Here is a 5,002-nt window from a genome sequence, read left to right as displayed (position 1 = left end):
ATGCGACGCGGGGCTTCCGGGCGGGCACTGTAGGGGGCCGGCAGCAGGTAGCCGGTGGCATCGGACAGGAAGCTCACCGTCACCTCGCCGGAATCAAAGCCGGCGGGCAACTGGCCACCAATCAACACCTCCAGCGGCGCCCCTTTCAGCAGGGCGCCCTTGCGAATCCGCAGCGGTGACGCCTCCGGGTAGTTGGGGATAAAGGCCAGGTCGGCAAACAGATCCCCGGACAGTTTCGACACCGTGGTGTTGCCCAGCAAACGGGCAATCAGCGGTACACAGTTGATCGGCGCGCCGGTCAGCGGGGACAGTGTCACGCCCCCCTCATTACAGCCTTTTACCGGGTCGGCGGCCATGGCTTCCAGTGCCAGGGTTTCACGGGGTTGGGAGTCCTGCGGATTCACGGCGAACTCGGTGTCGCCGCTGAGGGCGGTGCCGAAGCGGCTGCTCAGGGCACCATCAAGGACCAGGGTATAGCTCTGGCCCGGCTGCAGGTCCCCAGCCGGATCCACGCTGAGACGGTTGCCACCGGCCAGGGCGCTGGCCTCAACCAGAGTACCGCTGCCATCTTCCAGCCTCACGGTGGTGCCATAGTCCACCGTGCCCACATCCAGCGGCTGGCTGAACTGCAGGTGCAGGGTGGAGAAATCCATCAACGGGCGCGTGTCGTCACCGGACGGCGAAAAACGGCTGACGGTAAAGGTGTCCGCCTGCTGCTGCTCGCTGGCCGGGCCCTTGCCGGCACTGCCGGTGGTGAAGGCCAGCTCGCCACCGCTGAAACCTGCCAGGGTCATGCCATCCAGTTGCAGCCGGTACTCGCTGTTGAACGCCAGAGGCACCTGGGGAGTCACCACCAGGGAGCGGTCCTGGTCGGCCCGGGACAGCACCACACTTACCGGGCCATCCGGCCCGATCAGGGTCACGTCCGCGTCAGCCAGCGCCGGCGGTTCGGAAAACTGCACCACCACCGGTGCATGCACCGACACCCCGGCCTGCTCATCCGCCGGGTAGCTGTAATAGACCTGCCCCTTCTTGCGGGCACTGAAGTCCACCGTCTGCTCACTACCACCGCCGCAGGCGACCAACAGTGACGCGGTGACAACCAGTGAAAGTATTCGCATCATCATACTTGCCTCCGCAATCAGAATTTCAGGGTCAGGGAACCGCTGAACACGTGGACGTCACCTTCCGCTTCCAGCCGTTCGCTGGGCTGCGGATAGACGGCGGACTGGGTGTCGTAGATGTCGAACTCCCGGGCTTCCAGCTTCTGGTACTGGTAGCCGAAATCCAGGCGCACCGGGTAGGCCAGCAACCAGGGCTCCTTGAACTCGGCGGCCACGCCCAGGCCGACGATCCACTTGTCGGCATCCAGGGAGTTCACATCCACGGAGGCGTCGGAATCCAGCGGTGATTCGCTGAAGGCCAGGCCGCCATTGAAGGTAAAGGTGTCGTTGAAACGGTACTGGGCACCGACTCGCGGGATCACCACATCCTTGAAACGCAGCTGGCCCACATCGCCATTCACGGTCTGGTCCTTGATGGTGTCGCGCTCGAATTCCTCTTCCAGCGCCGACCACTCCTGCCACTCTACGCTGATCCCGGTGCGCCAGCGACCGGACTGGTAATGCAGGCCACCGCTGAGGATGTTGGGCTGGTAGGAATCCAGGGTGTTGATGGCCAGCATCAGACCCGGGCTGGAAATGACACCGGGGATCACCGCATTGGCGTTCACTTCGGTTTTGGTATTGGAATAGCCGCGATAGGCCAGCGCGGTTTCCAGGCCGTTGAACCAGCAGTCATCACCCTCGGCGCAGAAGGTGTCGCCCCAGTCCATGTTGATGCCGAAGATTGGGCGGATGGAGGGCTTGGCAGACACTTCCAGCTTTTCGTAACGGGTGTTGCCGGCCAGGTCGGTGGTGGCGGCCAGATCCGCTGACGCGTGCAGGGTGATGCGCGCGGTGGCACCCACGTCGATACCTCGCCACAGCTGGGTGGCACCACCCAGGTTCAGAAACAGCGGCTCACGGCCGTATTCAAAATACTGCCCTTGTTGGGAAGTCTGGGACTCGAACGCGAGCATTTCCTCGCCGTATTTTTCCACCCCCAGCATCAGACCCAGGTAGAGGGGGTGGTCGTATTTGGTCAGCGAGGTGAGGTCGGTCTTCATGCCGATCAGCACATGCTGGGAGGGGGAATCCTGAATCACATCACCCTTGCGCACCGGCGCATCGGCGCCGCCCAGGCTGTTGGCACGCAGCTCATGCTCGGCATGCATGAAACCGGCGGTGAGTTCGCCGCGCGGGTCCTTGGCCAGATAGGCCGGGTTGTAATAGGTGGCAGAGGTCTGGCTGTTGAACAGGCTCAGGGCCTGGGCCGTGGCCAGATCAAATGGCAGCACGCCGTAGGTGGTACCGATGTTACCCATACTGCCCAGGGCAATAGAATTCACCAGCAAACCACCGGCAACGGCGGCAGCGCGTCCCTTGAATGAAACAGACATTGTGCACTCCTGATTTCTTTTTCTGTGTCGCGGGGGTGGCGACAGGGGGATGACACCCTAGTCAGGAGTACACAGTCATTCACATAGGAAGAAAGCGGTAATCCGCGTCATTCGCGACACATATTCGTAAAATTGTTGGAAAAAGTGATGCAATTGGCAGTGAAAAGTAGCGTTGCGTCAGGCACGAATGTCCCAGAAAGTTCGGTACCGCGCCGCTCCGGGTCCGACTTCGCCTTGCCAGCAAGGTACCAACGGCTCGAGGGATCGGCTTCAGGGACTACAAAAAAAACGCCCCGGACAAGCCGGGGCGTTTTTCACGTTGCCAGGAACGCTTGCAGAGCGATCACTGAATGGACGCACTCTGGTAGCTCAGGTTGATGCCACCCGGCGGAATCTGCAGCAGCACCTTGCCGCCATCGAAGCCGGCCAGGGTGATTTCCAGATCCACATTCAGCGCCTCCTGGCTTTGCAGACCAATAAACAGACGACCATCGGGCAGGAAGTCCAGCGGACCTTCCAGCTGTACGTTATCGATGGGCAGGCTCTTCACGTTGTGCTCCAGACCCAGCGGCAGGCTAAGTGCCGGGGCATCGAACAGCAGGTCGAACTGGATGCGGAACACCGGGCCGTCCGGGGTATCCACGATAAAGCCCACCGGCGGCACGGTACGCGGGCTGTTGGGATCATTGGGATCCGCCGGCTCGTAGCGCACGCGCAAGATGTTGGGACCGGTGGCAGTGGGGATCGGTGCCAGGCCGATGTTGTCCAGATTGGTGGCTTCAATCAGCTCAGTCAGACCGGTCGCACCCAACAGGGCATCAACCACGTCCTGTGCGATATCACCAATCACCGGAATCGAGCCCAACAACCCGTCATCGGTCAGTTTTAGACCGATGACGGCAGTGGCATCCAGATTGGTCAGCGCCACGGTGGTGGGATAGATCACCACCGGTACGCCCTGATTCTCGGCATCGAAATCCAGAATCTCGGTGTTCAGCAAGCCGGTCACGTACATGATCTTGTCGCTGTCACACTGGGTGGGCGTGCCGTCGGCCACGTTGTCGAAACCACAACCGGTGTTGGCATAGGACACCAGGCCTTCGCCACCGGTGCCACGGGGCACAATGAAGGTAGCATTGGCAGGCGTGTCCGCCGGATCCAGGGTATCGCCGGTAATTACCGACTCCCCGGTGTCGATCTGGAAGTTGTTATTCACATCGGCGCTGGGCAGGTTGGCCAGCTCCTGTAAGACGGTATCCACAGCGGCTTCACCTCGGAACAGAATTTCCATGTCCGGGCCACCCTCTTTCAAACCACCGCCGAGCAGGGGTGCCGTTTGCAGTGGCAGACCATCGGCGGAGCAGATACCGGCACAGCCGGTGGCACCACCGTTACCCACCATCACGTAGCGATAGAGGGTGGCGCCGGTGTCATCCCAGGGCTGGTTCGGAGTAAAGGTGAAGCCACGTGCTTCCACGGTGAGCTCACCACTCACGTCCACCCAGGTACCGTTGTCATCTTGCTGGACCAGCACGGTATCGCCCAGCACCAGGGTGGCCGGATCCATGTTCTGGGAAAAACGCACCTTGATCGACCGGTTGGCGGGCAACCCGACGATGGGCAGCTCATCAATCACCACCTGATCCGCTTCCGGACTGAAAGACAGGCATACACCCTGGGTGCCGGCATCAATTTCTGCCTGGCTGGCAGCGCTGCTGGCGCAGGGGAAGCCCGGATAGACCGTGGACGCAAAGGGGCCGCGACGGACATCTTCGCCACCATCATCGACCACGTATTCCGGCAGGGTGAAGTCCAGGGAATTGTCCCCTTCCAGCGAGTCGAGCATTTGCAACGGGTTGCCGGCCAGATCGGTGATTTCCGGCGTGGTGGTCACCACATATTCCACGCCGTATTCCACTGGGCTGTCCGGGGTGATTACCAGGGCATTACCATTGAGCTCCCAGCTGAAGGGCTCGGCCACACCGCCCTTGGTCAGCATCAGCGACGTGCCTGCGTTGATGCTTTGCGGCTCCAGCGCTTCATTGAAGTGAACCACGATGGGCTCACCGGGCTCCATGCGGTCGGCCACATTGCCCGGCTGCCAGGACAACTCCTGACCATTGTCACCATCGAGCACCGGCACAAAGGGGTTCACGGAATCGATCGGCTGGACCGGCGCATTTTCCTGATCCAGATAAGACTCCATGCGGAAACTGAGAACACCGTAGCTGTTTTCCACACCCAACACGCGTGGCTCTACCACGGTGATGGCATCGGTGTTGAGCTGGCCATCTTCAATCAGGCCGGTGCCCACCAGCTCCAGATGCATCAGGTTCTGGGTAAAGGCGCCATTGGCGCGGGCATCGGACGTGGAGGTCGCCACGTCCATCATCAGCCGCAGCTGCTTGGGTGCGTCATCGCTTTCCGCATTGGGATTGGGAAACAGGTAACCGGTAGCATCGGAAATGATCTGTACCGTCACTTCCCCGGAATCAAAGCCCA

The 5,002-nt window shown here is 61.1% G+C and carries 3 protein-coding genes; all 3 read right to left on the bottom strand.

The window, feature by feature from the left end; translation table 11 throughout:
- A partial coding sequence (locus HUJ17_RS01550) for an Ig-like domain-containing protein (RefSeq protein ID WP_290509050.1) occupies positions 1-1,127 on the bottom strand: 1,127 nt, incomplete at its 3' end.
- A 14-nt stretch (positions 1,128-1,141) separates the two neighbouring features.
- A complete protein-coding gene (locus tag HUJ17_RS01545; RefSeq protein WP_290509049.1) occupies positions 1,142-2,500 on the bottom strand; it encodes an outer membrane protein transport protein in 1,359 nt (452 codons plus the stop codon).
- A gap of 343 nt (positions 2,501-2,843) precedes the next feature.
- A partial coding sequence (locus tag HUJ17_RS01540; protein ID WP_290509048.1) for an Ig-like domain-containing protein occupies positions 2,844-5,002 on the bottom strand: 2,159 nt, incomplete at its 5' end.

The sequence above is a fragment of the Alcanivorax sp. genome, from assembly GCF_014762765.1.
Classification (GTDB): Bacteria; Pseudomonadota; Gammaproteobacteria; order Pseudomonadales; family Alcanivoracaceae; genus Alcanivorax.
This window is presented reverse-complemented; position numbering and strand designations above follow the sequence as displayed.

What these genes read in the sequence shown, in the direction of transcription:
- HUJ17_RS01545 (WP_290509049.1), bottom strand. Translation starts at nt 2,500, where the DNA reads ATGTCTGTTTCATTCAAGGGACGCGCTGCCGCCGTTGCCGGTGGTTTG.